The 25,741-nt window shown below is 35.0% G+C and carries 20 protein-coding genes, 1 tRNA gene and 1 pseudogene; 12 read left to right on the top strand and 10 right to left on the bottom strand.

Annotation, left to right across the window (positions count from 1 at the left end; all coding sequences use genetic code 11):
• Positions 1-70 precede the first annotated feature (70 nt).
• Together RBH94_RS05095 and RBH94_RS05090 are read left to right on the top strand one after the other, a co-directional pair.
• Positions 71-2,197, top strand: coding sequence for a Tex family protein (locus RBH94_RS05095; protein ID WP_307882661.1), 2,127 nt, complete (start codon positions 71-73; stop codon positions 2,195-2,197).
• Positions 2,198-2,329: 132 nt separating this feature from the next.
• A complete protein-coding gene (locus RBH94_RS05090; RefSeq protein WP_307882660.1) occupies positions 2,330-2,959 on the top strand; it encodes a DUF2202 domain-containing protein in 630 nt (209 codons plus the stop codon).
• Between the two features lie 83 nt (positions 2,960-3,042).
• Here the strand turns inward: RBH94_RS05090 and RBH94_RS05085 are convergent, their stop codons facing one another.
• A complete protein-coding gene (locus tag RBH94_RS05085) occupies positions 3,043-3,474 on the bottom strand; it encodes a TerB family tellurite resistance protein (RefSeq protein ID WP_307882659.1) in 432 nt (143 codons plus the stop codon).
• Positions 3,475-3,697: 223 nt separating this feature from the next.
• Between RBH94_RS05085 and mfd the strand changes: the two genes are divergently transcribed.
• Entirely contained in the window at positions 3,698-7,039 is a 3,342-nt protein-coding gene (mfd, locus tag RBH94_RS05080) for a transcription-repair coupling factor (protein WP_307882658.1), read from the top strand.
• An 81-nt stretch (positions 7,040-7,120) separates the two neighbouring features.
• Entirely contained in the window at positions 7,121-8,437 is a 1,317-nt protein-coding gene (locus RBH94_RS05075; RefSeq protein ID WP_307882657.1) for a TlpA disulfide reductase family protein, read from the top strand.
• Here the strand turns inward: RBH94_RS05075 and RBH94_RS05070 are convergent.
• Entirely contained in the window at positions 8,428-8,787 is a 360-nt protein-coding gene (locus RBH94_RS05070) for a YraN family protein (protein WP_307882656.1), read from the bottom strand. The two genes, RBH94_RS05075 and RBH94_RS05070, sit on opposite strands and share 10 nt — an antisense overlap.
• Positions 8,788-8,955: 168 nt before the next feature.
• On the opposite strand from RBH94_RS05070, the gene RBH94_RS05065 reads away from it, so the two are divergent.
• Both RBH94_RS05065 and feoB (RBH94_RS16075) read left to right on the top strand, forming a co-directional pair.
• On the top strand, positions 8,956-9,978 hold the full coding sequence (locus tag RBH94_RS05065; RefSeq protein ID WP_307882655.1) for a metal-dependent transcriptional regulator: 1,023 nt from the start codon (positions 8,956-8,958) through the stop codon (positions 9,976-9,978).
• Positions 9,979-9,981: 3 nt separating this feature from the next.
• Positions 9,982-12,178 (top strand): annotated as a pseudogene (feoB, locus tag RBH94_RS16075) (ferrous iron transport protein B).
• Positions 12,179-12,188: 10 nt separating this feature from the next.
• Here the strand turns inward: feoB (RBH94_RS16075) and RBH94_RS05050 are convergent.
• The gene (locus RBH94_RS05050) at positions 12,189-14,432 is read right to left on the bottom strand and encodes a TonB-dependent receptor (RefSeq protein ID WP_307882652.1); all 2,244 of its coding nucleotides are present in this window, start codon (positions 14,430-14,432) and stop codon (positions 12,189-12,191) included.
• A 102-nt stretch (positions 14,433-14,534) separates the two neighbouring features.
• Here RBH94_RS05050 and RBH94_RS05045 point away from each other — a divergent pair, with 102 nt between their 5' ends.
• Positions 14,535-15,200: a metal-dependent transcriptional regulator gene (locus RBH94_RS05045; RefSeq protein WP_188223131.1), complete on the top strand. Its 666-nt coding sequence runs from the start codon at positions 14,535-14,537 to the stop codon at positions 15,198-15,200.
• A 27-nt stretch (positions 15,201-15,227) separates the two neighbouring features.
• Here the strand turns inward: RBH94_RS05045 and RBH94_RS05040 are convergent, their stop codons facing one another.
• The 4 genes from RBH94_RS05040 to RBH94_RS05025 all read right to left on the bottom strand — a co-directional run bounded on the left by RBH94_RS05040 (position 15,228) and on the right by RBH94_RS05025 (position 18,473).
• Positions 15,228-15,362, bottom strand: coding sequence for a FeoB-associated Cys-rich membrane protein (locus RBH94_RS05040; RefSeq protein WP_307882651.1), 135 nt, complete (start codon positions 15,360-15,362; stop codon positions 15,228-15,230).
• Between the two features lie 38 nt (positions 15,363-15,400).
• The gene (feoB, locus tag RBH94_RS05035) at positions 15,401-17,500 is read right to left on the bottom strand and encodes a ferrous iron transport protein B (RefSeq protein WP_307882650.1); all 2,100 of its coding nucleotides are present in this window, start codon (positions 17,498-17,500) and stop codon (positions 15,401-15,403) included.
• Entirely contained in the window at positions 17,493-17,726 is a 234-nt protein-coding gene (locus RBH94_RS05030; protein ID WP_188222769.1) for a FeoA family protein, read from the bottom strand. The genes feoB (RBH94_RS05035) and RBH94_RS05030 overlap by 8 nt, the downstream gene beginning before the upstream one ends.
• 72 nt (positions 17,727-17,798) lie before the next feature.
• A complete protein-coding gene (locus tag RBH94_RS05025) occupies positions 17,799-18,473 on the bottom strand; it encodes an SCO family protein (RefSeq protein ID WP_307882649.1) in 675 nt (224 codons plus the stop codon).
• A 161-nt stretch (positions 18,474-18,634) separates the two neighbouring features.
• On the opposite strand from RBH94_RS05025, the gene rseP reads away from it, so the two are divergent.
• From rseP to RBH94_RS05010, 3 genes are all read left to right on the top strand, one after another.
• Positions 18,635-19,981 (top strand): RIP metalloprotease RseP, encoded by a 1,347-nt coding sequence (rseP, locus tag RBH94_RS05020; RefSeq protein WP_307882648.1) that lies wholly within the window; start codon positions 18,635-18,637, stop codon positions 19,979-19,981.
• Between the two features lie 79 nt (positions 19,982-20,060).
• Positions 20,061-20,134, top strand: a tRNA-Asn gene (locus tag RBH94_RS05015).
• A gap of 135 nt (positions 20,135-20,269) precedes the next feature.
• Positions 20,270-21,436, top strand: a complete 1,167-nt coding sequence (locus RBH94_RS05010; protein ID WP_307882647.1) for a hypothetical protein — start codon at positions 20,270-20,272, stop codon at positions 21,434-21,436.
• 52 nt (positions 21,437-21,488) lie between these two features.
• On the opposite strand, the gene RBH94_RS05005 is transcribed toward RBH94_RS05010, so the two are convergent.
• Positions 21,489-21,836, bottom strand: a complete 348-nt coding sequence (locus tag RBH94_RS05005; protein WP_307882646.1) for an arsenate reductase family protein — start codon at positions 21,834-21,836, stop codon at positions 21,489-21,491.
• A 78-nt stretch (positions 21,837-21,914) separates the two neighbouring features.
• On the opposite strand from RBH94_RS05005, the gene RBH94_RS05000 reads away from it, so the two are divergent.
• Positions 21,915-22,379 carry a DinB family protein gene (locus tag RBH94_RS05000; protein WP_307882645.1) on the top strand — a complete coding sequence of 155 codons (465 nt, stop codon included), beginning with the start codon at positions 21,915-21,917 and terminating at the stop codon, positions 22,377-22,379.
• Here RBH94_RS05000 and RBH94_RS04995 read toward each other — a convergent pair.
• Together RBH94_RS04995 and RBH94_RS04990 are read right to left on the bottom strand one after the other, a co-directional pair.
• On the bottom strand, positions 22,356-23,078 hold the full coding sequence (locus tag RBH94_RS04995) for a DUF3298 and DUF4163 domain-containing protein (protein WP_307882644.1): 723 nt from the start codon (positions 23,076-23,078) through the stop codon (positions 22,356-22,358). The genes RBH94_RS05000 and RBH94_RS04995 overlap by 24 nt on opposite strands.
• An 87-nt stretch (positions 23,079-23,165) precedes the next feature.
• Complete coding sequence (locus RBH94_RS04990; protein WP_307882643.1) at positions 23,166-23,939, bottom strand: glutamate dehydrogenase; 774 nt, start codon at positions 23,937-23,939, stop codon at positions 23,166-23,168.
• 345 nt (positions 23,940-24,284) lie between these two features.
• Here RBH94_RS04990 and gdhA point away from each other — a divergent pair, with 345 nt between their 5' ends.
• Entirely contained in the window at positions 24,285-25,628 is a 1,344-nt protein-coding gene (gene gdhA, locus RBH94_RS04985) for an NADP-specific glutamate dehydrogenase (protein WP_307882642.1), read from the top strand.
• The last annotated feature ends 113 nt before the right edge of the window (positions 25,629-25,741 follow it).

Raw genomic sequence — 25,741 nt, 5'->3', positions numbered from 1 at the left:
TATGTTTGCTTAAATCTCGTTTTCAATGTTTCTTTGAAAACGAGATTTTTTTTGCAATAAACCTAAAGTAATGACTTCACTAATTCAATATATAATTTCACAAATTCAATTACCAGAATCTTCAGTAAAAAACACGGTAGACTTACTCAATGAAGATTGTACTGTGCCTTTTATAGCCCGATATAGAAAGGAGCGTACCGGAAATTTAGATGAGGTTCAAATTGGTGAAATCGTAAAGTATAAAGAGCAATTTGAAGCTTTAGAAAAAAGAAAAACAGCGATTTTAAAAGCTATTGAAGAACAGGGTAAATTAAACTCAGAACTTCAGTATAAAATTGAGGCTACTCAAGATATGACAGCTTTAGAGGATTTATATCTTCCTTTTAAGAAAAGTCGAAAAACTAAAGCCGAAAAAGCCCGTCAAAATGGATTGGAGCCTTTAGCAAAAATCATTATGAGTCAGAATGCGAATGATATTGAATCCATTGTATTTAAATATGTAAAAGGGGACGTTAAAAGCACAGATGATGCCTTAGAAGGAGCTCGCCATATTATTGCCGAATGGATTAACGAACGTACCGATGTTCGGAACAATATCCGTTATCAAATGGAGCGTTTTGCTGTGATTACAACTAAAGTGGTTAAGACTAAAGCCGAAGATGAAAATGCGCAAAAATTTCGCGATTATTTCGACTGGGAAGAGAATTTAAGCCGTATTCCATCACATCGTTTATTGGCAATTTTGCGCGCAGAATCTGAAGGGTTTATTAAGGTGAAAATCTCAATTGATGATGACCGAGCCTTGGCAAAAATTGAAGATCGCATTATTCGTTCAAATAATGCCTGTGCAGAACAGATAGAATTAGCTATTAAGGATGCTTATAAACGCCTGTTATTACCAGCATTGTCTAATGAAGCCTTACAATTAGCAAAGAAAAAAGCTGATGCTTCAGCCATTTCGGTATTCGCTAAAAATTTAAAGCAATTATTGTTAGGTTCTCCGTTAGGCGAAAAGCGGGTATTAGCAATCGATCCAGGGTTTAGAACTGGATGTAAAGTGGTGTGTTTAGATGCGCAAGGAAGTTTATTATATAACGAAACGATTTATCCACATCCACCAAAAAGTGATAGTACAGGAGCTATTAAAAAGTTGAGTTCACTTTGTGAAGCTTATAAAATTGAAGCGATTGCCATTGGTAATGGAACAGCTTCCCGAGAAACCGAAGCTTTGGTGCGTAAAATTCATTTTAAAAATGATATGCAGGTGTTTGTGGTGAGCGAAGCAGGTGCCAGTATTTATTCGGCGTCAAAAATTGCTCGTGATGAATTTCCAAATTATGATGTTACCGTCCGTGGTTCGGTATCGATTGGTCGTCGTTTGCAGGATCCGTTGGCAGAATTGGTAAAGATTGATGCGAAATCCATTGGGGTAGGGCAATATCAGCATGATGTAGATCAGACAAAATTAAAAAGGGAACTGGACACGGTTGTTGAAAGTTGTGTGAATGCAGTAGGTGTAAACATCAATACAGCAAGTGTAAGTTTATTGAGTTATGTGTCTGGTATTGGACCAAAACTGGCTGAGAATATTTTTAATTACAGAAATGAACAGGGCATGTTTAAATCCAGGGCAGCGATTAAAAAAGTGCCACGATTGGGCGATAAAGCCTTTCAGCAGGGGGCTGCTTTTTTACGTATTAAATCGGCTAAAAATCCATTAGATGATTCGGCGGTTCATCCTGAAAGTTATCGTATTGTAGAGCAAATGGCGAAAGATTTAGGTAAAGAGGTAACATCGTTAATTGGTAACGAGCCTGTACTAAATGCCATAGATTTGAAGCAATACTGTACTGAAACTATTGGTTTGCCAACACTTGAAGATATTATAAAGGAACTTAAAAAACCAGGCTTGGATATTCGAGAGCAGGCAAAAGTATTTACGTTCAATCAAAATATTAAAACGATTAACGATTTGCAAGTTGGCCAATTGCTGCCGGGAATCGTTAATAATATTACCAATTTTGGAGCTTTTGTCGATGTCGGTATTAAAGAAAGTGGTTTAATTCATGTATCAAATTTATCTGATAGTTTTGTGAGTGATGTGAATGCTCATGTGAGCTTGCACCAACAGGTTATTGTTAAAGTTTTAGAGGTGGATATTCCGCGAAAGCGCATTCAGTTAAAGCTTCATGAATAAGCTAAAAACTTATATCTTTTGTTCATCACTGGGGTTTCGTATGTTGATATAATCTTGTGTTTTTTGTAACTCAGGTTGCTGAAAATGTAGTTTTTATTCTTGAAATTAGTGTGTAATTAAAGAATAATTAAAATGAAAACATATTGTAAAACTCCAAAGATTTTTGTTTTGCTGTTCACTATCACGATGTCGTTATTGTATTCTTGTGATTCTAGCACCAATGAAAACGAAATTAATAGTGATGACCAAATTGTAACAACTGCAGATAAGGATGCATTGTTGTTTATGCTAGAGGAGGAAAAACTAGCAAGAGATACTTATACATATTTAAATGATAAATGGGCAGTCAATCAGTTTGCGAATATTAAAAATAGTGAGCAAAGCCATATGAATGCGATTGAAAATTTATTGATTGAATACGGTATTGAATATTCTATATTGCCTACAGGACAATTTAAAAATGCAGAATTACAAATCTACTATAATCAGTTTATAAACGAAGGTTCAGTAAATCAGTCCAGAGCCCTTATGGTTGGAGCAACTATTGAAGATTTAGATATTGTAGATCTTCAGGAGTATATAGATGCAACAAAAAATACACAACTAATTTCTGTGTTTCAATCGCTGCAATGTGGTTCAAGAAATCATTTAAGAAGTTTCGAACAGGCTATTGATATTTTAGGAGAGACCTACGAACCGCAGTTTTTAAGTTTAGAGGAGTATAATGTCATAATTAACACGATTAATGAAAAGTGTGGGTGAAGTAAAAATAGCGTGAAGTCATTTTAAGCCATAAAAAAAGCGAACCAATTTGGTTCGCTTTTTTTATTTCAATAATAGAATAATTACTTATTCATATTTTTAATTTCATCCATAAACGTATCTAAGTCCACACCGTTACCTACAAGTGTTAATGCTTTGTCTACAATATATTTTACGTTTTCAGGGTGAAATCCAAGACCTACAGCTATTTTTCGAAGTAATAACTCCTCAAGATCTCCTTTAATATGATCTACATAAACCATACGAGCTAAATCGAATAAACGCTCTAAACGTCTTTCGTAATCGTGTGGAGGATTAATAGGATGTGATTTATAATCTTGTAATATTAAGTTATAATCAGCTTCACTAATATCTAAGCTTCTTGCTAATCTGTCTAAAAAGGCTCTTTCATCAGAAGAAATAAATCCGTCAGCCATTGCTACGCGAACAATAGCAGCGAAATGATCTTCGTTACGCTTTTTAAACCCACTATCAAATAAATCTGAAAACGACATATGTTTTAATTGTTTTTAAAGTGCTGCAAACGTACATATTTTTTGGCAATTTTCTCATAAAAAACAGTTTGAAAATCTGTTTTTTTCATCAATAAATAACCTTTAAGAGGTTATGGTGTTCGTGTCTTATTTTCAACAAGATAATAAGAATTAAAATTATCTCAAAGCTTTAAAAAAAAAGATTGTAAACTGTATCTTTGTAGCCTTAAAACCCAATACTTAGGTGAGTAAAACAGATATCGCCCAAACCTACCAACAGCTTTTGCAAACGCAAAAACTGCGAGATTCTATTGCCAATTCTCAAAGTAAAACACATTTAAAAGGACTTGTTGGATCTGCATTATCATTCGTGATATCGAATGCATTTAAAGATAGTGACAAGCCGTTTTTAATGGTGTTTAATGACAAGGAGGAAGCGGCATTTCATTTAAATGATTTAGAGCAGCTTTGTGGAAAAGACGATGTGCTTTTTTATCCGGGCAGTTACCGCAGACCATATCAGATAGAAGAAACCGATAATGCTAACGTGTTATTACGTGCTGAGGTGCTTAACCGCATTAATTCACGTAAAAAGCCGGCTATAATTGTAACCTATCCGGATGCACTTTTCGAGCAGGTGGTCACCAGAAAGGAGTTGGAGCGTAATACTTTAAAGATCGCAGTTAATGATAAGTTATCTATCGATTTTGTTAACGAGGTATTGTTTGAATATCAGTTTAAACGCGTTGATTTTGTTACCGAACCTGGAGAATTCTCTGTTCGCGGTGGAATAGTCGATGTCTTTTCGTTTTCACATGATGAGCCTTACCGAATTGAGTTTTTTGGAGATGAGGTCGATAGTATTCGTACGTTTGATGTCGAATCGCAATTATCAGTCGATCAGATTAAGAAGATTAATATCATTCCGAATGTAGCGAATAAGTTATTAGAAGAACGCAGACAGAGTTTCTTAAAATACATTGCGCAGAAAACAGTGGTGTGTTTAAAGAATGCTGATTTGTGTTTTTCGCGTATTGATGATTTTTACGAAAAGGCTGAAGACGCGTTTAAAACCTTGTCTTCAGATATAAAGCACGCCGAACCAAACGAGTTGTTTTGTAATTCGACTTTGTTAAAACAGCAATTATTAGAATTTACGATAGTTGAGTTTGGAAGAACTTCAGTGTTTAATGCTTCTGAAGTTATCGAGTATCATACCACGCCACAACCGTCTTTCAATAAACAATTCAATTTGTTAATTGAAGACCTAAACGCAAATCACGAAAATGGGTATGCCAATTATATTGCTTGCGTGAGCGAACAGCAGGCCAAGCGTTTTCACGATATTTTCGACGATTCGAATTTAGATGTGAAGCAATATTCAACCATTATTTTATCATTACATCAAGGATTTGTCGATGCCGATAGCAAAATGGTTTGCTATACCGATCATCAGATTTTTGAGCGTTATCATAAATTCAGTGTTAAAAATGGGTATGCGAAGAAGCAGGCGATTACCCTTAAAGAATTAACCAATCTGGATATTGGCGATTATGTAACCCACATCGATCACGGTATCGGACGTTTTGGGGGTCTTCAAAAAATAGATGTAGAAGGCAAAAAACAGGAAGCTATAAAACTAGTTTATGGCGAGCGCGATGTATTGTATTTAAGCATTCATTCATTACATAAGATCACCAAGTTTAACGGTAAAGACGGTAAACCTCCTAAAATTTATAAACTAGGGAGTAATGCCTGGAAAAATTTAAAAGAGAAAACAAAGTCGCGTGTAAAACACGTAGCGTTTAACCTGATAAAACTTTACGCGAAACGTAAAACAGAAAAAGGATTTCAATATAAGGAGGATAGCTATATGCAACATGAGTTGGAAGCTTCCTTTATTTATGAAGATACACCAGATCAAAGCTCGGCAACAGCCGATATTAAAGCTGATATGGAAAGCGAACGCCCAATGGATCGCCTGGTGTGTGGTGACGTGGGCTTTGGTAAAACAGAGGTTGCTATTCGCGCGGCTTTTAAAGCCGTTGATAATGGTAAACAGGTTGCCGTTTTAGTGCCAACCACAATATTAGCTTATCAGCATTACAGAACCTTTAGAAAGCGCTTAAAAGATTTCCCAGTAACGGTAGATTATGTAAATCGTTTTAGAACCGCAAAGGAAAAACGAGAAACCCTGGCTGGTGTTGAAAGTGGTTCGGTAGATATTATTATCGGCACGCATCAATTAGCTAATAAAACGGTTAAGTTTAAAGATTTAGGTCTGTTAATTGTAGATGAGGAACAGAAGTTTGGAGTAGCGGTTAAAGAGAAGTTGAAAACTATTAAGGAAAATGTAGATGTATTAACTTTAACGGCAACACCAATCCCCAGAACGCTTCAGTTTAGCTTAATGGCAGCTCGTGATTTATCGGTAATTACCACGCCGCCGCCCAATCGTTATCCTATAGAAAGCCATGTGATTCGTTTTAACGAAGAAACCATTCGAGATGCGGTAAGTTATGAGATTGAACGTGGTGGACAAATCTTCTTTATTCATAATAGAATTGAGAATATCAAGGAAGTAGCCGGTATGATTCAACGTTTAGTACCCGATGCGAAAGTAGGTGTTGGTCACGGACAAATGGATGGTAAAAAACTGGAAGAGTTGATGTTGTCGTTTATGGATGGTGCTTTCGATGTGTTGGTGAGTACAACAATCATCGAGAGTGGTTTAGATGTGCCAAACGCTAATACCATTTTCATCAATAATGCAAATAATTTCGGATTGAGCGACTTGCACCAAATGCGTGGTCGCGTGGGGCGTAGCAATAAAAAGGCATTCTGTTATTTTATTACACCAGAATATTCAGCAATGACTGATGATGCCCGCAAACGTATTACAGCCTTATCTCAATTTACAGAGTTGGGTAGCGGATTTAATATCGCGATGAAGGATTTAGAAATACGTGGTGCTGGTGATTTATTAGGAGGAGAGCAAAGCGGCTTTATTAACGAAATAGGATTCGACACGTATCAGAAAATTTTAAATGAAGCGATTGAAGAACTTAAAGAAAACGAATTTAAGGACCTTTATGATGAAAATGAAGATGAGAAGGAATATGTTAAAGATGTGACAATTGATTCTGATTTTGAGCTTTTGTTTCCTGATGATTACGTAAATAATATCACCGAACGTTTAAGTTTATATACGCAGTTAAACGGTTTTAAAACCGAAAAGGATTTACAAAAATTTGAAAGTGAACTTATCGATAGATTTGGAGAATTACCGAAACAAGTACACGATTTATTGAACAGTGTCCGCATTAAATGGATTGCTGCTAAATTAGGTTTCGAAAAAGTAATTATGAAACAAGGGAAGTTTATCGGTTATTTTCTTAATGATCAGCAAAGTAGGTTCTACCAGAGTAAAAACTTTACTAAAGTGCTGCAGTTTGTTCAAAATCATCCTTCGGCTTGCAAAATGAAAGAGAAACAAACGCGTAATGGTTTAAGATTATTACTTACTTTTGATAATATTAAAACCGTAGACCAAGCGTTAAAAGCGATACAGCCCATAATGGCTTAGTAATTGATTATAAATAATTTACAAATACCCTGAATTTTGAAAAGGTTTTTAATACTAATCGGCTTAATCTCAAATATTTTAATGGCGCAGCACTCCATTAAAGGTGTGTTTACTCCACCCGAAGATTATCGTGTGGCGGTGTTGTATAAGGTGACACCTACAATTTCAGAGTATATTACTCACGCCGAAGTAGATAAAAAAGGAAATTTTGAAATCCCTTTAGATTCTACCGTAACCAAAGGGATGTATCGTATTGTATATGCTATTCCTGAAGAAGATTATAACTTCGATATTATTTATAACAAAAAGGAAGATATCAGCTTAACATTCAATTCTGAAACCGGATTGAAGATTTTATCATCTTCCGAGAATAAATTAATGTCATCCTATACCAATAGCATGTCTATGATTACCCATAGTATAAATAATTACTACAGGGATAAAAGTGAAGATACTTTGGCGTTAGTTTCTATTTTTAAAACGCAACGAGAAGCTCAAAAAGGGTTTGAAGATTTAGCTAAGAATACCATTGCTTTAGCCTTTATTAAAGCGAATAAGCCATATATTCCTAAGCATTACGAAGATGTTGAAACTTACAGTAAGAACGTAAAAACGCATTACTTCGATCATGTGAATTTTACCAATAAAACCTTGCAAAGTTCTAATTTCCTGAATGAACGTATGGTGAATTATGTTTTTGGGGTGGTTACAGATTCGATTAACCGAGAGGCGAATTACAAAGAAAATATCAATGTGTTTTGCGAAGCGATGAAAGAAGCGCCTATTCAAATTAAGCGTACGCTTTTGGTTGATTTATGGGAGCAAATGCGAGATTTAAATTATGAAAAGACAGCGAATTACATTTCAGATACCTATTTAATTAACATTGCTAAAAAATTAAACGATACTGCCCTGGTTGATGGCTTAACATTATACAGGAATATATCGATTGGTAAAGTAGCTCCGGACTTTGCTTTTGATGTTGAAAAGGATGGTGTAAAGCGTAGTAAAAAATTAAGTGAGTTAACAGGTGTCAAAAATTATATTCTGGTTTTTTGGAATAGCACTTGTGCGCATTGTTTAGATGAAATTCCGCAATTGGAGGCCTTCATTAAAGACAAGAAAAAAGAAGACATAACCGTAATTGCTATAGGCTTGGAAGATTCGCCTGAATACTGGAATCGAGTGGTGAAACGCCTTCCCGATTTTATTCATGTATATGGGGCTGGCTATTGGGATAATGATATAGGCAACAGTTATGGAGTAACAGCAACTCCTTCATATTTTGTTTTAGATAAAGACAAGCATATTGTTGCGAAGCCAGACGATATTGATGTGTTGAAATTGTATTTTGAATCTCAAAAGAATAAAGAGAAGAATAAGGCGTCTCAAAAGTGATAAAATGCATCTTTTAGATGTTCTATCTTATAGTTCTTGCCTTGTTTAACAATGGCTATGATATCAAAACGGACTTCAACATCTAATTGATTTTCGGTGATATATTCATCGACGGCTTTGACTAAGTTTTTTATCTGTTTGGGTTTTACAAAATCCTGCGGATTACCAAAGTCGATGGTCGATCTGGTCTTTACTTCAATTATGGCTAGAATATCTTGTTGTTGGGCAATAATGTCAACTTCAGCTTTATTAAATCGGTAGTTTCGTTCTACTATGGTATAGTCATGCTCTAAAAGAAAATCGACTGCTAGTTGTTCACCTTTTTTACCTAATTCATTATGTTGTGCCATACCTTGTTTTGTTGAATTATAGGTCTTAATTTAGGTATTTGTTATTGTATTTATCTCATTTAATTCAATTTAAATTTTTAGTCTTGTCTAAAAATATTTTTAACATCGTGTAAATTAAAGTATATTTGTCTGTGATTTTGAAGTAAATTGAAAACATAAATTTAAAATATGTACACATATAACCCTATATCGGCACTTCTTGTATTTTTTGTTGCTGGAGGTCTTTTGTATTTTTTATTCAGACCTGCTAAAGGATGGTATTGGGTTTTAAAGAATCAGTTTATCAGTAATGAGAAAACAATAATAGAAGATGTTTTAAAACAGCTTTATCATTTTGAAAACTCAAATAATAAGGTCGATATGAAAACCTTAGTGCATATGTTGAGTTTTAGCAACAAAAGAATCGTTGATGCTATCAATAAAATGACGGTTAATGATTTAATTTACTTTGAATTTGATATTTTAAAATTAACCGAAAAAGGTAGAGAATATGCGTTGCGTATTGTTAGGGTTCATAGACTTTGGGAGCGTTATTTAGCCGATAAAACGGGCTTTCATAAAATAGAATGGCATGATAGAGCTGAATCTATGGAGCATCGATTGAATCATGATGAGGTTGAAGAATTGTCTATGCATTTGGGACATCCAAAATTCGATCCACATGGCGATCCAATTCCAACAAAAACTGGTAAAATGGCACAGGTAAAAGGTGTTGAATTACCGTTGTTACAAGTAGGCGCCGTGGGTAGAATTACGCATATTGAAGACGAGCCTGAAGTAATTTATAAGCAGATTTTAGCTGAAAATATTCATATGGGGTCTTTGATTAAAGTCGTCGAAAATAACTCAACCCGTATTGTGTTTCTTTCCGAAGGTGAAGAGTTTAAATTGGCTCCAATAGTGGCTGCGAATTTAACTGTAGCACCTTTAGAGAAGGAAGTTGCTGTTGAAGATAATGTGGCACGATTATCTAGTTTAAATGAACATGAAAGAGCAAAAATTATTGGGATTTCCCGCGAAAGTCGAGGAGAAAGTCGTAGACGATTATTGGATTTAGGTTTCGTAAAAGGTGCCAATGTGAGTATTGATTTGGTCAATCCCTTAGGTGAGCCCAATGCTTATTTAATTAAAGGAACGTCTATTGCTTTACGTAACGATCAGGCCGCTAAAATCCTGATTAAAAAAGATTAGATTATGGAAACAAAAGTAAATAGTGCCTGCGAAACTTGTGAGCATTTTAATAAAGACGGATTGAAAAAATTAGGTGTTCGTACTGATAATTTCGATTTTGTTGTGGCTTTAGCAGGTAATCCAAATACAGGAAAAAGTACCGTGTTTAATGCACTTACTGGATTGCGTCAGCATACCGGAAACTGGCCGGGAAAAACGGTAACACGTGCAGAGGGTGGTTTCGAATATAATACTAAAAAATACAAACTGGTTGATTTGCCTGGCACTTATTCCTTAATGTCAACTTCGGAAGATGAAGAAGCTGCACGAGATTTTATTCTTTTTGGTAAGCCAGATGTTACCGTTATTGTTGTGGATGCTAATCGATTGGAGCGTAATCTGAATTTAGTACTTCAAATTTTAGAAATTACTGATAAAGCTGTATTGTGTTTAAACCTTATGGATGAGGCTGAACGTAACGCTATTGAAATAGATGTACGCACTCTATCACGCGATTTAGGGATTCCAGTGGTTCCGGCTAGTGCACGATTTAATCGTGGTATTCCAGAGCTTATTCAAACCATAAGTGAAATTGCAAGTGGTAAAATTATATGTAAACCACACCGCATTAAAAGTGTCCCTGAAAATATTGAAAAGGCCGTTAAAACCTTAACGGTTGAAATTGAAAAAGAATTCCCGAATATTTCTAATAGCCGATGGATAGCCTTTAGGTTGTTAGAAGGAGATAAACAAATTATTGAAGCCCTTAAAACAGGAGAATTTGTTTAAAAATAAAACTTAAATGAAACAAAATAGTATTGATAATATCATTGAGTTGTCTAACGAATTGCGTTGGCAAATAGGCGATGAGTTTCACGATAACTTATCCGAAAGTATCTATGCCGATGCGGCCGATATTGTTAAAGATTCCGTGCGCAGTAATGATTCAAAAAGACGCTTTAGGCTAGATGCTAAAATCGATAAAATTGTAACCAGTAAACGGTTTGGTTTCCCTATTATGTTTTTAATTTTAGGAACTGTGTTGTGGCTTACCATTCAAGGTGCTAATTATCCATCGTCTTTATTAGCTAATCTTTTACTCGATTCAATTCATCCGGCTTTAAAAAGTGGAGCTGCAAGTCTTGGCATGCCTTGGTGGCTTGATGGTTTCTTAATTGATGGGGTGTATTTGGCTGTGGCTTGGGTAATCGCGGTTATGTTACCACCAATGGCTATCTTTTTTCCTATGTTCACCCTTTTAGAAGATTTTGGATATCTACCGCGAGTTGCTTTTAACCTTGATTCATTATTTAATAAATCGGGAGCACATGGTAAACAGGCATTAACCATGAGTATGGGCTTTGGTTGTAATGCAGCGGGAGTTGTGGCTGCGAGAATTATAGATAGCCCCAGAGAGCGTCTCATTGCGATTTTAACCAATAACTTTTCATTATGTAACGGACGCTGGCCTACCCAAATATTAATTGCAACCATTTTTATTGGAGCCGTAGTGCCAAAATCTTTATCCAGTTTGGTTTCTTTATTGGCGGTAATTGGTGTAGCTGTTTTGGGAATGGCTTTTATGTTTGGGGTATCTTGGGGCTTGTCCAAAACCGTTTTAAAAGGGGAGGTGTCTACCTTTAATTTAGAATTACCACCATACAGACCACCACGTTTTTGGAAAACCATTTATACGTCGTTAATCGACCGAACTTTAATTGTGTTATGGAGAGCGATTGTTTTTGCTGCACCTGCTGGAGCTGTAATTTGGTTAATTTCAAATATTCATATTGGTAATGAAAGTATAGCAGCCTGGGCCATAAACGGTATGGATGGTTTCGGATTTCTTTTAGGATTAAATGGGGTAATTTTATTAGCATATATCGTGGCGATTCCAGCCAATGAAATTGTAATTCCTACTATTTTGATGCTTACGGTTTTAGTGACAGGAGTTGGCGTTGGAGAAGGCGCTGGGGTTATGTTTGAATTAGATTCTATTAATGCCACAGCCGATGTGTTAAAAGCTGGAGGGTGGACATTATTAACCGCCATAAACCTAATGTTGTTCAGTTTACTGCATAATCCGTGTAGTACAACCATTTATACTATTTATAAAGAAACTAATAGTGTGAAATGGACTGTTGTGGCGTCTGTGATGCCTGTTATTTTAGGATTTATTGTTACCTTTTTGGTCGCTCAATTGTGGCGTCTTATATTCTAAAATCAGTCTTTTATTTTAAAGAATATCGTAACCCAAAAAATAATCTTCGTCCTTGGTTAGGACCATAAACATAAGAAGGGTCGAATGTTAAAGCATATGGGTTATCGGGTGTGGCTAATGCGTTTCCATTGTTGTCAAATTCAACCTGTTCATCAAAAGGATCATGAGCTCTGGCGATAATAAAAGGGTTGCCTTTATTAGGTGTCCAATTCAGTAGGTTTTTAATGCCGCCATAAATTTCAAAATTCTTTAAACCATCGAAAGTCAACTGAATATTTTGAATACTCCAAACAGGTGATTTCGGTGATCTAGGATCTAAATCTCCCAATAAAGGTAATCGCATTGGGCCGTAAATGTTCCCTGTATAATCGAAAGTCAGATTGTATTTGTAAACTTTGTAAGTTGCAGCCCAGGTTCCGGTAAAACTTTCGGTAAGCATTTGTTGTTCGGTAATACTATTTTCAGTTTTAGAAACATCCTGAAATGTTACGCCAGTAAGGAATTTTAGACTGTTAGAAAACATCGTGTCGATGTTTAGACTAATCCCTTTACTTACTGCTTTCCCGTCTAGGTTATCGTAAATAATCTGATTCGGATTTGTGTCGTAATCTGGTAAAATAATATTACTAAAGTGCGTGTACCACGCTGAAGCATCTAAACCAATCATCACACCGCTTTTGGTGTACAGTTTTGTTAAATAATTTAGGTTGATGTTATAGGAGCGTTCAGGTTTTAAAGCTTCAGTAATTATCACGTCTCTAGCACCGGTTAAAGCGGCGTGTTCTTCAGTGAATAAGTTTACGACTCTAAATCCGGTTCCGGCATTAAGGCGAAAGATGTCGTTTTTAGATGGTTTAAATTTATAAGCGATTCTTGGTGTGAAAATATTGCCATGTCGTTTATCGTAATCGTATCTGGCTCCTAAAAGTAAATTATGTTTTTCGCTGAAAGCAATTTCATCCTGAGCAAAAAATGAAGGAATAACAATTTCATCAGCATGTGCTGTAGCAGGTGTATTGTCGTCATAAAAATTGTAGCGTACGGCTGTTCCGAATAATAAATCGTGGTTTGATAACGATTTGTCCCAGGTAAATTGACCAAAACCGATGCGTTGTGTTGCTAAGTAAAGGGTGTTTCCGTAGACGGAGTTTTGATTGTGATCGGTATACGAATACTGAAACAATACTTTTTCATCAATAGGTAATTGATACTTTCCAAGGAGTTCAAAACGTTTGGTATAAATACTTTCTCCGTAGATGTCATCGCCGCCTCTGTAGCTTGGATTCCATTGCATTTCACCTCCCCATCTGTCTTCATAAAAAAAGCGTCCGGCTATAGAAAATAGCCGATTGTTTTTTCTGTTAAAATTCCATTTTTGAAAAACAGAGATGCGGTCTTGTAAGGTTAAATCGGTAAAATTATCATCATTATTATCTATTGGATTACTGTAGTTAAAGTAATTAATCCCGGTTAACACGTCAGTGCTTTGTCCTAGTTTAGCTTTAAAACCGATATCGGTGTTAATTTCGCCCCAGCCAGAAATATAACTATCTGCAAACACTAGTGGAGCGTTTTCTGGAAGTTTGGTAATAATGTTGATTAAACCACCAACGGCTTCACTACCGTAAAGCGAGGATGCCGGACCTTTAACGATTTCGATTTGTTCAATTAATGAATTAGGAATTCCAGATAGGCCATAAACCGTAGACAGTCCGCTAACAATGGGCATCCCATCAATAAGGACTAAAGTGTACGGGCCTTCCAGTCCGTTAATGTGAATATCACCGGTATTACAGACGTTACAGTTAATTTGTGGTCTAACCCCATTTACATTCTGTAAGGCTTCAAAAATATTTGGTGTTGGATTTTTCTTAAGAAAGGTAGGAGTGTAAACTTCAACAGGGACAGGGCTTTCTAGTCTTGAAACCGCTTTTAAAGTACCTGTAACGACCACCTCTTCAAGCATGTCCGATTCCTCTAAGTAAAAATTTATGCTATTGGTTTCATTAATAACTTCAATAACTTTGCTTTTCGTTTTGTAGCCCGTAAATGATGCCGAGATATTATACTTACCAGTGTCGACATGTTGTATTTTAAAAAAACCATTGTCATCTGTTATAGCGCCTTTTGATAATTCTTTAATGTATACGTTTACATAGGGGAGCGGTAAGTTATTTGAAAAAACTCGTCCCGTTATTTGTTGCGCATTTAAAGAAATTGAGGTTATTGCTATTAAAAAAATTAGAGGTCTCATTAATTAAGTTTTTGCAAATATAAAGATTAATTTAGGTTAGTCTAAAAATAGTTTTAAAATAATGATTAATATATATTTGTCATAAATAAACTCAGAATCATGATTACGCTAACCGAGGAAAATTATATTAAGTCTATTTATCAATTGGGTAGATATGGCACGATGACTGTGAGCACCAATGGTATTGCAGAAGCATTGGAGACTAAAGCGTCTTCGGTAACCGATATGGTTAAGAAGTTAGCGGAAAAAGGTTATGCTAATTATAAGCGCTATCAAGGGGTATCGTTAACGCTTGAAGGGAAAAAAATTGCTGCTGATGTGGTTAGAAAACACCGTTTGTGGGAAGTGTTTTTAGTTGAAAAATTAAATTTTACCTGGGATGAGGTTCATGATATTGCAGAACAATTAGAGCATATAAAGTCTGAAAAACTGATTAATGAGTTAGATAAACTTTTAGATTATCCAACACATGATCCACATGGAGATCCTATCCCTGATAAAAACGGAGATATTAAGAAAACCGATAAAATTCTTTTGTTTAATCTTGCAGAGAATGCTAAAGGTGTTTGTGTTGGAGTGAAGGATACTTCGTCGTCTTTTTTAAAGTACCTAGACAAGCATAAAATAGCTTTGGGTTCTGAAATAACAGTGGTATCCCGTGAAGATTTTGATGATTCTATGGTGATTCAAATTAATGGAACGATGACCATAAGCATATCTCAGGCTGTTGCTAATAACCTTTTCGTTAAGGAAGAGGCTCTCGATTAAACAAATCAATTTTAAAGCATTCTAGATTTAATGGCAGCCACAGTTGTCGTTACCACAGGTTTTTTTTGATGCCTTTTTCTTCCAGAAGAATTTTCTAATCAAAAATAGTAAGGCTAAAGCTACCGCTGAAAAAACAAGTATGTTTTGAATAATGGTGTTCATAGGTGTTTAGCCGTTTTATTTTATAAAACCTTTCGTTGTTATTTTAAAAATTGGAATGCTATTAAAGCCACCACATAGGCTAATCCGCTCATAAAAATCAACTGTAACGACGGCCATTTCCAACTATTGGTTTCTCTTTTAACAATCGCCAATGTACTCATACATTGCATAGCGAAAGCATAGAATAATAGTAAAGAAATTCCGGAAGCAAAGTTAAACAAAGGGCCGCCTAAAATAGGATTCACTTCGGCAGCCATTCGGTTTTTGATAGTAGCTTCATCGTCGCTTCCTACGCTGTAAATAGTTGCTAATGTTCCAACAAAAACTTCACGAGCAGCAAAACTACTTACAATGGCAATACCAATTTTCCAGTCGTAACCAAGCGGTCTGATTGCCGGTTCGATAGCACGACCGGTTATGCCAATAAAAGAATGTTCTAATTTAAATGAAGCGATATGTTGCTGTAATTCATCTTCAGATAAATTCTGTGACGCATATTCTTTTGTAACGATTTCTTCCGCTTTATTAAAGTTATCTCCCGGTCCATAAGATGCCAAGAACCATAAAATAATTGAAATAGCTAATATGATTTTACCTGCACCAAAAACAAACGATTTTGTCTTTTCTAATACTGTTAATGTAACGTTTTTAAATAAAGGTAATTTGTAGTTAGGCATTTCTACAACAAAGAAAGATTTGCTTCTAATTTTTAAAACTTTATTTAAAATGTAAGCCGATCCTACTGCAGCTCCAAAACCGATAAGATATAATAACATTAGAGTTAATGCCTGATATCCTAATCCAAAGAAGCGACCTTCAGGAATCACTAACGATATAATAATTAAATACACAGGAAGTCTTGCCGAACAGGTTGTAAATGGTGTTACCAATATGGTAATTAAACGTTCTTTCCAGCTTTCAATATTTCTTGTCGCCATCACTGCGGGAATAGCACAGGCAGTCCCAGATATTAAAGGAACGACACTCTTTCCGCTAAGTCCAAAACGACGCATAATACGATCCATTAAAAAGACTACACGGCTCATATATCCGCTTTCTTCTAAAACAGAAATGAATAAGAATAAGAAAGCAATTTGCGGAATGAAAATAACGATACCACCAAGTCCGGGAATAATCCCTTCTGCTAACAAGTTGGTGAAGGCACCGTCAGGTAATTTTTCTTTAGCCCATTCGCTAAGCGAAGCAAAGGTACCATCGATAAAGTCCATAGGTACGCTCGACCAATCGTAAATGGCTTGGAATATTACTAATAAAATAAAGAAAAAGATAAGGTACCCCCAAACTTTATGGGTTAATATTCTATCCAGTTTTGTGCGTAAATCTTTAGCTTGAGACGAATCAATGGTTTGCCCTACTTTAAGTACATTATTTATGAACTGATAACGCTTAATGGTTTCTTTTTGTTGTAAACGTTTAAGGTCGCCCTTGCTTTTAGTTTTGAAATCGTTTAAAGCTTCAATTTCGTTTCTGTCAATTTTGCCAAAGTTAACATCCTGAGTGATTACTAACCATAACTTGTAAAGTAATTGGTTAGGGAACGCTTTGCGTAATCTGTTAAAATAATCGACATCGACTTCCGAAGCATTTAAACAAGGCTCGTCTGAAACCTCTTTATAATTGGTAATTAATTGCTTTAATTCCTCAATACCTTGTTTTTTTCGGGTGCTGACTAAAGCGATTTTAGTTTTTAGTTCTTTTTCTAAATAAGGAATATCTAAAGAAATGCCTTTATATGCCATTCTATCAGCCATGTTAATGACTAAAATGGTTGGGATTTCTAAATCTTTAATTTGAGTGAATAGTAGTAAGTTTCTTTTTAAATTTTCAACATCACTAACAACAACAGCAACATCGGGGAAGTCTTTATCGTTTCTGTTTAGTAGTAATTCAATCACTACATTTTCATCTAACGACGATGCATTTAAGCTGTAGGTTCCTGGTAAATCAATAATATGTGCCTTAACACCACGTGGTAATTTGCAAATACCTTCTTTCTTTTCAACAGTAATCCCCGGGTAGTTTCCTACCTTTTGATTTAATCCGGTAAGGGCATTGAAAACAGAAGTTTTTCCTGTGTTTGGATTACCAATTAAGGCGACATTTATTTGTTTACTCATCTACTTTTTCAATTAGGATATGATTAGCAGTTTCTTTTCTAATCGCTAAATGCGAACCGTTAATGTTTAAATACATGGGGTCTTGAAAAGGTGCTAATTGTACAAGCTCGACAGTATTACCAGGTAAACACCCCATTTCTAAAAGTTTTAGCGGAATGTGAATAGACGAAACATCGGTTATGGTTGCTTTTTCGCCGCGTTTTAGATGTGCTAAAGTGTATTGCAAGCTTATTTAGATTGAATTTAAAGAGGCAAAAGTAATGTAAAAATTTAGGCTAAAAAAATTGAGGCTAAAAAACTATTGCTCATACTCTTGTTTTAAGATTTCTATATCCTGAATTAGGCGCTCAATATCCTCCGGATTGGTACCGTCATAAAAACCACGGATTTGACGTTTTTTATCGATTAACATAAAGTTTTCGGTATGAATCATATCATACGGTCCGCCATCACCATCGTCTTTAACAGCAAGGTAACTTTTCCGCGCAAGCGCATAAATTTCTTTTTTATCACCAGTAACTAAGTTCCATTTTCGGTCTATAACGCCTTTAGCTTCGGCGTAGCGTTTTAGTTGCTCAATAGAGTCGATTTCTGGCGTTACCGTATGTGACAGTAGCATGACGTCATTGTATTTCATTATGGCCGTTTGAATATCGACCATATTTTTTGTCATAATCGGACAAATGGTTCCACAAGTCGTAAAAAAGAAATCGGCCACATAAATTTTATCCTTGTAATCATCTTGGGTAATCGTTTTCCCATTCTGATTGATTAAAGAGAAATCTGCGATTTTATGATATTTCTTTTGGTATTGAATGGTGGTGTCCACTAATTCGGTACTAACCATAGCCGGCTGGTAAATAGGTAGCGGCTGGTAAACATTCAATGTGTTATAAATAAGAGATATTATGATAACGGAAATGATAGCAAAAACAATAGCAAATGTCTTGTATCCTTTGAAAAACGATAGCATTTTTAAATAAATTGATTCATGCAAAAATACATTGAAAATTATAGATGTTCGGCGAATATCTTTTAATTTCTTGTTAAAAACCAAGCGATTAAACAATTGTCTTTTTAAAGTTGGTTTAAAAGCTTACTTTTGGGCGACATAAAAAAATTGAATGACGTTATATGGAGTTTGTTATTAAAATATCTCAATTCTTACTTAGCCTTTCGTTACTTATTATATTACACGAATTAGGGCATTTTATCCCAGCAAAAGCATTTAAAACCAGAGTAGAAAAGTTCTATTTGTTTTTCGATGTGAAGTTTTCATTGCTTAAAAAGAAGATTGGAGAGACTGAATATGGAATAGGGTGGCTGCCACTTGGAGGATACGTAAAAATTTCCGGAATGATTGATGAAAGTATGGATACCGAACAAATGTCGCAAGATCCACAACCTTGGGAATTTCGTTCTAAACCGGCATGGCAACGTTTAATCATTATGTTGGGTGGTGTAACCGTGAACTTCTTATTAGCTATTTTAATTTACATAGGGATGAGTTATTTCTACGGAGATATGTTTTTACCGAATACGAACATTAAAGACGGACTTTTAATTGAAAGTACGGTTGCAAATAAAGCTGGGTTATTAACTGGAGATAAAATTTTATCTGTTGACGGAGAAACAATAGAAACCTATTCTGAAATTTCTGAGAAAGTTTTATTTGGTAAAGATGTTACTATTGAGCGTGATGGTGTGAAGTCTGTAGTGCATTTACCTGAGGACTTTTTAGCCCAGTTAATCGATTCTAAAGAAAAGTCTTTTATAAGTCTTCGTGAACCGTTTGTCATTGTTCAGGTTGCTGATACCTCTCATAATAAGGCTAGCGGAATAAAAGAAGGTGATATTATTGTTAAAGTGAATGGTAATAAAACAAGATATGCCGATCAGGTAAAAGGGTATTTAGAGCAATTTAAAGGTCAGCAAGTCACTGCTACAGTATTGAGAGATCAATCTGAAATAGATTTGCCTTTAAAGATTAGTGAGGAAGGTAAGTTAGGGCTTGTTTATGCCGGTAGATCGACTCCTGAAACATTAGAAGCTCTAGGATATTATAATTATGAGACTAAAAAATACGGGTTACTAGAATCGGTTCCTGTAGGGGTAACAAAGTTTAAACAACGTATTGTATCCTACTGGGATCAGTTAAGTGCAATTTTTACACCAAGTACAGGTGCATACAAAGGCGTTGGTGGATTTAAAGCGATTTATGATATATTTCCAAGCTTTTGGAGTTGGCAAGTATTTTGGGGAATAACAGCATTCTTATCGATTATGCTTGGTGTTTTAAATTTATTACCAATTCCAGCTTTAGATGGAGGTCATGTCATGTTTTTACTATATGAAATCGTTTCTGGAAGAAAACCTGGAGATAAATTTTTAGAATACGCTCAAATGGTTGGATTCTTCATTCTCATAGCGTTAGTGTTATTTGCGAACGGTAATGATATCTTTAAAGCAATATTTAATTAAAATTTTTTCAAAAAATGTTTGCAGATATTAAAAAGGGTCTTATATTTGCAACCGCTTAGCGAAAGCAACGCATTAACACTCCTCCTTAGCTCAGTTGGTTAGAGCATTTGACTGTTAATCAAAGGGTCCTTGGTTCGAGCCCAAGAGGGGGAGCAAAATTTAAGCCTTACAGAAATGTGAGGCTTTTTTTGTGGAGTAAACTTCCAGGTGGTTGCTTTTCATTAGACATATCCTAAAAGTCATTTTAATCAATTTCATTATATTTATGTAATAGCTTAAACGAATAAAATGATTTTTACCTCTAAAACACTATGTTTTTATATTGCTACTATTATTAGTTATGTGGTGTTTTCTCAAGATAAGCCAGAAGTCAATTTAGGAGGAGCTTTAAGGTTTAACTACAATTTATCTTCATGGAAAGACGGACAAAAAAAGCGCGGCGGAGATTTCGGATATGATTTTTTTAGAATTAATACAAAGGCTAAATACAAAGGTGTTAAACTAAATGCAGAATACCGTTTTTATTCTAATAGTTTTGGTGGAGGAATGTTGAAGCAAGGTTGGATCGGTTACGATTTTAATGCTCAGAATAATTTACAAATGGGTTTAACTCAGGTACCATTTGGTATTACACAATATAATTCTCATAATTGGTTCTTTGGGATCAATTATTATTTGGGCATGGAAGATGATCATGATATGGGAATTAAATTTAGCCACGAAGGGTCTAATTGGGAGTATGCTTTAGCATTTTTTAAGAATGCTGAAGAATTGAATTTTGGAAGTAATTCTGATGTGTCAGATAGCAGATATTCTTACGATGTAGGTTCAATAGATCTTGATGGAGATGGTAATTTAGATTATCGAAATAAAGAAGTTAATCAAGTAAACGCAAAGATTAATTATCTTTTTTCAGGAAAAACCACGATGCATAAATTGGGAGCATCAATTCAATATGGCGGATTATATAACTTAGATACAGAAAATATGGGGAGCCATTATGCGATAGCAATACATTACGAGTTGTTTGTTGGTCATTTTGATGTTAAAGCGCAATTATCAAAGTATAAATATAATCCTGAGAATCCTTTAGGAGAAGCTAATAATGTTATTGCAATGACGGCTTATGGGGCGCCATACTTAGTGGCATCGGAAGGAAGTACGTACACCTTGGGAGCTGCCTACAATATACCTGTAAAATGGCATCCTGTTTCTAATATTCAAATTTATAATGATTTCGGTTATATTAATAAAAATGAATCTGATTTTGAAAACACCTTAATGAATGTCACAGGCGCATTAATTACTGCAGGAAATATTTACACTTACGTCGATTTTGCCGCAGGTAAGAACCAACCATGGTTAGGCCCGGTTTGGACAGGTGCTTTAGCCTCAGGCACTGCAAATGCAAATTGGGAAATGCGGTTTAATGTTAATATAGGCTACTACTTTTAAACCCTTAAAAAAGCCCTTAAAGTCTTAGGGCCTTCTAATGGGTAAAGAGCTTTTACAAAGCTGTCTTAACAGCTTCAATAGTTTTTTTGCTGTTACCTATAAAAATAGCATCATCGATTATAATTACTGGACGACTTAAAAACGTATAATGTTCTAAAATGTAGTTTTTGTAGTCACGCTCTGTAAGGTTTTGGTTTTTTAAACCCATTTCCTTGTAAAGCTTCGATCGTTTGCTGAAAAGCGATTCATAGCTCCCAGAAATGGCATGCATTTCTTCTAATTGTTTAACGGTAATTTCTTCGGTTTTTATATCCTGTAAAATAAAGTCGGATGGCAGGTCTAAATCTTTTAGAATTCTAACACAGGTACTGCAAGTTTTCAGGTAATAGACTTTTTTCATGATGTTGTTGTCGTAAAAATTTATAGCAAAATAAAAGTAATTTTATCATTTAAAGTATATTTATCAAAAAAATAAACTATGCATTTTACACTAGACGTTTTAACTAAAACAAGACATTTTTTTAATCAGTATTTGGAAAATTCTTCCCTTGAAGATTTGAATAAAATCCCAGAAGGATTTAATAATAATATTATTTGGAATATCGGTCATATTGTTGTGACTCAGCAATTATTAGCCTATAAGTTGTCAGGCTTGCCGATGATGATTGATGAGGTTCTGATTTCAAAGTATATGAAAGGCACAAAACCTGAAAGCGATGTGTCTCAAGATGAGGTAAATGAGATTAAAACCTTATTGTTTTCAACTTTAGAAAAAACCAAAGAAGATCTGGATAATGATGTATTTAAAACCTTTAACAGTTATACAGTTTCAACTACTGGAAATACTTTAAATACTATTGAAGATGCTTTCGATTTTATCTTGTTCCACGAGGGGATGCACCTGGGTTACGTGATGGCTTTAGTAAGGGCTATTAATGGCTAATAAAGAATTAAGCTCTTCGGCAGGAATTGTATATTCTATGATTCCTGCTGAATAAGGAGCAATTTCGTAAGTGTTATAAAGTAAGATTAGTCCATCTTCACTAAAACCAATATTTTTAGCAAGCTGAAAGTTTTCAGGGTCAAAAAGGATGCTTTTATCTTCTATCGATTCTTCAAAATAAGTTTTGGCTACAGTTTCAAAATCATTTTGACCAATAAACAGACTTTCATTTTCTAGTCGTTTTCCAGTGCCAGCATCAAAATTTAAAAATAAAATATGAACATTGCCATGAGCGCCGCCTGTATTTAGGTAGGAGGTAATAGAGATGCTTATAATTGCTGGGGATTGAAACATGACTTCCCCGTCTATTTGTGCTTCCCATGGGAACGTACTTTCGGGGAAATCTGTTGCAAAAGAATTGTATTCTGAATTAAAGTTTTCAATATTTTCTTCAATGGAAGTTTCAGAATTAGGGGTGCCTTCACCAATGTGTAATGATGCTGAAACCACCTTGTTTATTTCAGTATTTATATTTTTTGCGATTTCATCGTTGCCTATTGCTTTTGGGATATTAATTTCTACTAATTTATTATTACTCGTTGTAACGTTTGTAGATGAAAATTTTGTTTCTCGGTCTTCAGCACATGAAAATAATACTAGTACTAAAAAGACGGATGAAAAAAAGGTTTTAAGAGACATATTAAGAGGCTTAAGTCTGATAAAGGTAATTATTGTAGAGTAATTCAACAATTAATCTTTATAAACTTAAGAATAATTTAAAAAGGGCTAGTCTAAGTAATATACATATCCAAAGTTTAACCAAACCAACCAGTCATTTTTGCGGTCATAGTTTCTCCAGTTGTGGTCAAAACCGTCAATCCAGTCGCTAAAGTAATATTGCCATCTTAAATCTAACATTAAATCAGAAAGCACACCTAATTTATAACGAAAGCCAATACTGCTTACTACAGACCATGTACTTCCTCCGTCAATATTAATAGGATAAGGGGCTTCACCAGCATTATAATCGTAAAACCAATGTGAGTATAAATTAGATTGGTCGTAGATGTCTCCATAAGCATCAGGGTTCGGGTTGTTGTATCTTGTGCTAGCTTTTGGATTATATGATGTATAATGAACTCCCAAGCTTACAAAGGGTGCAATTCTGTAGGCGAAAGCCTGAAACGAACGAATACTTAACGGAAAGTATTCTAATTGCATTCCAATATCAAAATTTTCCGCCGCACCACTATGAGCCCTTAATTTATCCGCATTAACACTCGTTTTATCAGGTGCGACCCAAAAACCATGATGATCTAGACGTGTATAGTTATATGAGATTTCACTTCGTAACTTAAAATGATCATTAAAATAAGTGTCGGTGGAGTAACAGTTACAATCTGCAGTATATGCAAAACTAATATAATGAATTAACCCAATTCCAATTCCTGAGTTACCGAGGTTAGTGGCTTCTTCGTTACGGCTACCAAAATCTGATCGAAACTCAACAGGACCAGCAATAACGCCAATTTCGTGAGAAAACCCCAGTTGACAGAACATAGTTTGCGAAGTAACAAACATAAAAAAAAGTAGCGCTAAACACTTATAGTTAAGCATAATAGGGGTTTGTTTAATGGAGCCATTGTTAAAACAAATATAAAAAAACTGCCCATAGAAACAAATAACCTAACTTAGTGCAAGATAATGATTAAAATATTAATTATGAAATTCAGAAAAAAACAACATTTTTTTTATAGATAATGTATATTTGCATCAATAAATTGTATATTCAATAAATTGATGCGGTTTTTAGAGGCTTAATTAAGCGGAATTAAAATTTAGTCATTAGTCTATTTTGAAATTTTGTACAGTTTTTTGTTAAACTAAAAAACATTAAAGTAATTGATGAAAAGTAATATTGAAGCTTTTTTAGATCAAGTTAAAGAGCGTAATGGTCATGAGCCAGAGTTTTTACAGGCCGTAGAAGAAGTAGCTGAAACTGTTCTTCCTTACATTGTAGAACATGATATTTATTATGGTAAAAACATTCTTTTAAGGATGGTTGAGCCAGAGCGTGTTATTATGTTTAGAGTATGTTGGGTTAATGATGATGGAGAAATTCAGGTAAACAGAGGGTATCGTGTACAAATGAATTCGGCAATAGGTCCTTACAAAGGAGGATTGCGTTTTCACCCAACGGTTAACTTAAGTATTTTAAAATTCTTAGCTTTCGAGCAGGTCTTTAAAAATAGTTTAACTACACTACCTATGGGTGGTGGAAAAGGAGGAAGTGATTTCGATCCTAAAGGAAAAAGTGATGGAGAAATTATGCGTTTCTGTCATGCTTTCATGAGTGAGTTGTTTAGACATATTGGCTCAAATACCGATGTTCCAGCTGGAGATATAGGTGTTGGTGCGCGTGAAATAGGATTTCTTTTCGGAATGTATAAAAAACTTAGAAATGAGTTTACCGGGGTGTTAACTGGTAAAGGATTATCTTGGGGAGGATCGTTAATTAGACCAGAAGCAACAGGATATGGTACAGTATATTTTGCAGAAAATATGCTGAAAACCCAAAATGATACGATTGAAGGGAAGCAAGTTGTGATTTCAGGTTCTGGAAATGTGGCTCAATTTTCGGCCGAAAAAGTTTTACAGTTAGGAGGTAAGGTATTGACTTTATCTGATTCTTCAGGTTATATTTATGATGCTGATGGTATTGATGCCGATAAATTAGCATTTGTAATGGAACTGAAAAATGTAAAACGTGGAAGAATTAGTGAGTATCTTGAAGCGTATCCAAATGCTGAGTTCGTAAAAGGTAAAACGCCTTGGGGTGTTAAATGTGATATCGCTTTACCTTGTGCTACACAAAATGAACTTCATGAAGAAGATGCTAGAGCATTATTAGCTAACGGTTGTATTTGTGTTAGCGAAGGTGCTAATATGCCTTCTACTAAAGGAGCTATAGTAGCATTCCATGAAGCAAAGATTTTATTTGCTCCTGGAAAAGCATCTAATGCAGGAGGAGTTGCAACTTCAGGGTTAGAGATGACTCAAAACTCTTTAAGATTTAACTGGACGAGAGAGGAAGTAGATAAGAAACTTAAAGAGATTATGGCTAATATTCACGATTCTTGTACTGTTTACGGAAAAGGTGAAGATGGTTATATCGATTATGTTAAAGGTGCAAATATCGCAGGGTTCGTTAAAGTTGCTGATGCCATGTTAGCACAAGGTATAGTCTAATCTAACGACCTAAATAATAAATAAAAAGCTTCCTGAATTTCAGGAAGCTTTTTTGTTTTAATTTATATGATTTTCAGTTAAAACTCGTTAGTAATAAATATATTTGACCAATT

Source organism: Aestuariibaculum sp. YM273, assembly GCF_030908365.1.
GTDB lineage: Bacteria > Bacteroidota > Bacteroidia > Flavobacteriales > Flavobacteriaceae > Aestuariibaculum > Aestuariibaculum marinum.
This window is presented reverse-complemented; position numbering and strand designations above follow the sequence as displayed.